The organism is Rhodococcus sp. P4_B6, assembly GCF_056402215.1.
In genome coordinates, this window is record NZ_JBFUHV010000320.1 from 1 (window position 1) to 4,797 (window position 4,797).

The 4,797-nt window shown below is 66.0% G+C and carries 6 protein-coding genes; 1 reads left to right on the forward strand and 5 read right to left on the reverse strand.

Going from position 1 to position 4,797, the window contains the following annotated elements; translation table 11 throughout:
• From AC1DWT_RS49475 to AC1DWT_RS49485, 3 genes are all read right to left on the reverse strand, one after another.
• Positions 1-203 (reverse strand): acyl-CoA dehydrogenase family protein (locus AC1DWT_RS49475; protein WP_477926091.1); only part of this gene is annotated, 203 nt, incomplete at its 3' end.
• Between the two features lie 221 nt (positions 204-424).
• Positions 425-1,078, reverse strand: a complete 654-nt coding sequence (locus AC1DWT_RS49480) for a DUF305 domain-containing protein (RefSeq protein WP_206012402.1) — start codon at positions 1,076-1,078, stop codon at positions 425-427.
• On the reverse strand, positions 1,068-2,627 hold the full coding sequence (locus AC1DWT_RS49485; RefSeq protein ID WP_206012401.1) for an LVIVD repeat-containing protein: 1,560 nt from the start codon (positions 2,625-2,627) through the stop codon (positions 1,068-1,070). Before AC1DWT_RS49485 ends, AC1DWT_RS49480 begins: the two co-directional genes overlap by 11 nt.
• Positions 2,628-2,785: 158 nt before the next feature.
• Here AC1DWT_RS49485 and AC1DWT_RS49490 point away from each other — a divergent pair, with 158 nt between their 5' ends.
• Complete coding sequence (locus tag AC1DWT_RS49490) at positions 2,786-3,700, forward strand: exodeoxyribonuclease III (protein WP_206012400.1); 915 nt, start codon at positions 2,786-2,788, stop codon at positions 3,698-3,700.
• Positions 3,701-3,738: 38 nt separating this feature from the next.
• Here the strand turns inward: AC1DWT_RS49490 and AC1DWT_RS49495 are convergent, their stop codons facing one another.
• Together AC1DWT_RS49495 and AC1DWT_RS49500 are read right to left on the reverse strand one after the other, a co-directional pair.
• Entirely contained in the window at positions 3,739-4,056 is a 318-nt protein-coding gene (locus AC1DWT_RS49495; RefSeq protein WP_206012399.1) for a hypothetical protein, read from the reverse strand.
• Between the two features lie 129 nt (positions 4,057-4,185).
• Positions 4,186-4,797, reverse strand: a 612-nt coding sequence (locus tag AC1DWT_RS49500) for a hypothetical protein (protein ID WP_477926092.1), incomplete at its 5' end; no start/stop codon positions are given.

Consider the following 4,797-nt stretch of genomic DNA (forward strand, 5'->3'; position numbering starts at 1 on the left):
GGGATCATGATCCCGAAGAACCCGACCTCGGCCATCGCCTTCTTCAACGTGTCCGGGATCGTGCCCTGCACCGGATCCAACTCGTTCGCGACCGGCAGCACCTGCGTCATCGCGAACTCGCGAGCCAGGTCCCGGATCGCCAGGCGGTCCTCGGTGAGATACCGCGGTGAATCTGTCCGCGGCTGCGACGGCCGATGCGTCATGAAGGCTCCTTCGGTTTTGCACAAGGCTACATCTATTTGTGCGGCCAAATCTAGACCCCATCGGCGATACTGTCATTCCCTCTACTGCAAGCAAGGTCGCGCATCTGAGAAGGCTGCGATTGACATGAACGCTACTCGTGAGGGAATGTGGCCGTACAAAACCTTCGACAGGCCCTCCGCCGACCTGCCGCCACGATCGAGTGGATCGGCCTAGGGGCGGCCTAGGGGTGGGGGAGTGGATTCGCGTCCCTGGCGCCGAGTAGTGCTGTCATCACAGCGATCTCGTTGCTCTGATCGCGGATCATCCCGCGTGCGACGCGGCGGATCGGTTCCGAGGCGACCGCGTGGATGGCTGCCTCAGCCATCTCGACGCCTCCCTGGTGGTGCCGGATCATGAGTTGCAGGAAGAGTGACTCCGCGTCTGCTCCGTGCAGGCCGGCAAGGCGGGTGATCTCGCTGGTGCTTGCAGTTCCCGGCATTGGTGCGCCGCCCTGTTCGCTCATGACGTGATCGGAACCGTGCATCCACTGCATCGGCCGCGCTGTGGTGAAGGGTTCGTCGAAGAGATTGAGCCAGCCGCGCATCGTCGCGATCTCGGAAGTCTGCGCGGCGACGATCTGGTCGGCGATGACCCGGATCTGCGGGTCGACGTCCCGCGGCAGTGTCTGGGCGATCAGCACCGCTTGCTCGTGGTGCACCGACATGTCCTGTGCGAAACCGACGTCGACCGGGGACAGCTGAACCCCGACGACGCCGGTGTCGCGCGCCGACTGCAGCCACATTCCGGCTGCAATCCCGCCGGCACCGAGCAGCACGGCGCACAGCAATAGAATGATGGGACGGCGGAATGGCGACCGCCGCATGTCACTGCCCATAGGTCGGAGCCTGATTCGCCGGTGCTTGATAGACGGAGTTGTCCAACTGCAGCGCCATGAAACCGTTGTCGCTGCACGAGGTCCAGATCTGGTTGCCGTGGAATTCCGGTGGCGAGAAGCACCAATCCGCGGACAGGTCGCCGAACGCCACCATTCCTGCGCGTGGGCCGAACGCGATCCGCGGATCCGTCTTGCCCTCGAAGACGGCGTGGGCGAGCGGAACGAAATCGAAGAGGGACACACCGATCAGCGACGACAGAGCGTGTGGTGAATTGGTCAGCTGGAGATTCTTGCCGGTCTGCGCCGGCGGGTTGTAGTAGGCGACCTCCCGGATGTGGCCGAGGTCGCGGATGTCGAACACACGGATCCCGGACGACTCCCAGGAACACGCGAGTGCGGTCGGGTCCGCGGGGCGGTCGACCACGCAGTAGTGCGGATCGTAGGAGAAGACCGAGCCGCCTTGCGAGGACCGAAGGTTCGCGGCGGTGTTGGCGGGAAGCTGGATCTCGAGCTTGATCTTCTGCACGATGTCGGCGTGCGCCGGGTCGGCGACGTCGAAGACCTTGATTCCACCGCCGCCCGTTTCGTCGACGGTGAAGATGTAGGGCTTTCCGTCGTACGTGACCGGAATGCTGTGCTGGTTGAAGAACCCGTCGGTCCACAGGTACGTGGCGAGTTGCGGGACGGTGGGATACGGTTCGCCGCGTTGGACAGCGCTGATGTCGAGGACGGTGATCCCACCGAGGTTGGACAGGTACATCCGGTTCCCGTCGGGGGTGATGCCGAAACCGTGCCCGCCGAGTCCGTGCAATCCCTGCCAGATGATCCGTGGCTCGGCCGGGTTTCGGATGTCGATGGCGCTGAGGAACCCCGGGGCGGGTCCGGACACCCAGTAGGTGTTGCCGTCGGGGGAGAAGCCGCCTTCATGCGAGATGAACGGCAGCGGCATGGTGACATCGGTCCCGGCACCTCGGTTCAGCAACCGGGGGTGGGCGCAGTCGGAAATGTCGTAGACGGAGAAGTAGCCGGTGCCTGCGGCGGCCGGGACCGCGGTGGCTGCGAGCAACTTGCGTGCCTTGTTGACCTTCAAACTCTCCCAGGTGCCACCCAGCATCGCGGGTTCGTTCAGGGTCGTGGACAGCACCGGCTGCGCGGGGTTCGACACGTCGAGTACCTGCACGCCGGGTGTGTCGGGGTCGAGCAGGTTCCCGGGGAAGAACGTGCTGGTGTAGGAGCAGTGGTCGTAGGTCACCGACAGCAGGCCACCACCGCGATCCTGCAGGCCCCCGAGCAGCGACATGTTGCATCGATAACCCTGGGTGCTTCGTCCGCTGTTGCGGTCTTCGGCCGGAACGTCGCCCTGCATACCCGTCTCCGGCAGCGAACCGGGACCGCAGTCGGCCCGCGGGACGGCCGTCGACCCGACGTCGTTGAAGAAGAACGTCTCGGCCGACGCGACGGCGGGTGCGGGGCTCGTCGCGACCCCGAGGACGACCGACACGGCAAGGGCTGAGGTAGCCACACCTCGCCGCATTCTGGCGATCCGCATCACCAACTCCCCCCGACGGTGGGCTCGACTACGCGAACGCTAGCAATCAGTACTCCAGTTCACACACAAATCGGCCAACTCCGCGAAACCCGTGTGCGGGCGGGCGACTGTCCCGCCGGAGTGGGGGCGGAGTGGGACGGATCCCTACACTGTGTCCCGTGCGAATCGCGACCTTCAACATCAACGGGATCCGCGCGGCGCAGCGGCGCGGCTTCGAGGACTGGCTCGGCGAGCGTGAACCCGACGTCGTCGCGCTGCAGGAGGTCCGCGCTCGTGCCGCCGCCATCCCGCCGGGGGTGTTCGGCCGGTATCACCTCGCATACGACGAGGGCGAGTTCGCCGGCCGCAACGGTGTCGCGATCCTCACTCGATGCGCACCCGTCGCGGTTCGAACGTGGAGCGGCACGGCGTTGGTGCAGGCACCGGGTGAAACGCACATCGAGAGAGTCGAACTGGAGCCGGAGCCGTTGGCTCGGGGTCTGGGGGAGTTCGCGAACCATGGTCGGTACATCGAGGTCGACCTCGCCGAGTCGCCGATCACCGTCGTCTCGATGTATCTGCCGAAGGGCGGCCTGCCTGCCCATCTCCAGAAGCCCGGGCGGATGCGGGAGGCCCCCGACGGGGGCGTCCGCTACGACCGCAAGATGCGCTTTCTCTCCGCGTTCGCGCGCCAGCTGACCCGCTCGCGCCGCACGGCTCGCGCGCGGGGCAGAGAACTGCTGTTGATGGGTGACCTCAACATTGCGCACACCCGGTACGACGTACGGAACTGGCGGCGCAGCAATCAGGCCGAGGGCTATCTGCCGGAGGAGCGCGAGTGGTTCGACTCCATCGTGTCGCCGCGCACCCTCGTCGACGTCGTCCGGCGACACCATCCGGACGTCGACGGTCCGTACTCGTGGTGGTCGTGGCTGGGAAAGTCGTTCGTGAACGATGTCGGGTGGCGCATCGACTACCACCTCGCGACGCCGCAACTGGCGCGGACGGCGGTCACGGCCGGCACCGACCGGGACCCGGCGGCGGATCGCCGGATGAGCGATCACGCGCCGGTCGTCGTCGACTACGAATTCTGAGCTGCGCCGGTCACCTCGTTCGCCGTGAGGCTGGAGGGTCAGGTGGTCAGCTTCATGGACAGGAAGGCCAGGGTTGCCCCGAACTCCCGGATCTGGCTGGGCTGGTCCGGCCGGCATGCCCAGGTGATCAGGTCTCGATCGGCTACCAGGTCGGCGGCGCGCCGACGTGACTCTTCGGGGTCGGGCGGTGTCGCCCGAAGCGCATCACCCAGCCGGCTCAGGGGTTCGACGAGCGGGATGAGTTCGGAAGGCGGGCGGTTCTCCGGTGTGAAAACCTGCTGAGCGCTCTTGATCACCGTCATCGCCGCGAGCCACGAACCTTCCCAGGTACCGGCCTGGTCATTCGGAGGATGCATGGCGCCAGCGTAGACATCGGGGTACGAGTCTCGCTGGGACTTCATCGGCCTGCCCCCCGACCGCACCGAATGTTGCGTCCGCAACCGCACGGACGATCGACTCATCGGCGATGGGCGCGCACGGGCCTTCTACGGCTGTGCGACGACGGTGTTTCCGTTGTCGTCGGTGCAGTTGATCGTGTAGCCGATCTCCGCCGATTCCGGGTCTCCCGCGAGGCGGCATTCCCACCCGTCGAAGCTGTACACCGGTTCACTCTTGTCGCGTCCCGTGAAGTACTTCGTGAGCATCGTGTGCGCCTCGTCGCACCGGAGTGTCCCCTTCACGATGACCACGGTCGCGGGCTTTMCCGTCTCCGGGTAGGTAACGGGGCCACACTGATTCGATCCGCGGGCCTGCTGGGGAAGCGGTGCGGCGGTGGGCGCGATCGGTGGTGGGGTCGCGCCGGGAATGCTCACCGGCAGCGGCGTGAATTCAAATTTGTACCCGTCCGTGGCGACGGTAAAGCCCTTGCCCGTCGCATCCTCCCGGCACGAGACTCCCGAGAACTGCACATTGCAACTGAATCCGTCGACCGCGAGGGTGGTGTCATAGGGGAGGACATTGGCGTTGCCGGGAAAGAGTGCCTCGTTCCAGTTCTGGAAGTTCGGCTCCTTCCCCGCCTCGACCGCGATGAGGTCGGCCTCGGCGGGCGGGCCGCCGTCCGGCGACGCGATCTGCGGGGTTCCCGGGACTCCCAAAGG

Excerpts from the sequence above, each read along its gene's own strand:
- AC1DWT_RS49495 (WP_206012399.1), bottom strand. The coding sequence starts at position 4,056 with ATGCATCCTCCGAATGACCAGGCCGGTACCTGGGAAGGTTCGTGGCTC.
- AC1DWT_RS49485 (WP_206012401.1), bottom strand. The coding sequence starts at position 2,627 with ATGCGGATCGCCAGAATGCGGCGAGGTGTGGCTACCTCAGCCCTTGCC.
- AC1DWT_RS49480 (WP_206012402.1), bottom strand. The coding sequence starts at position 1,078 with ATGGGCAGTGACATGCGGCGGTCGCCATTCCGCCGTCCCATCATTCTA.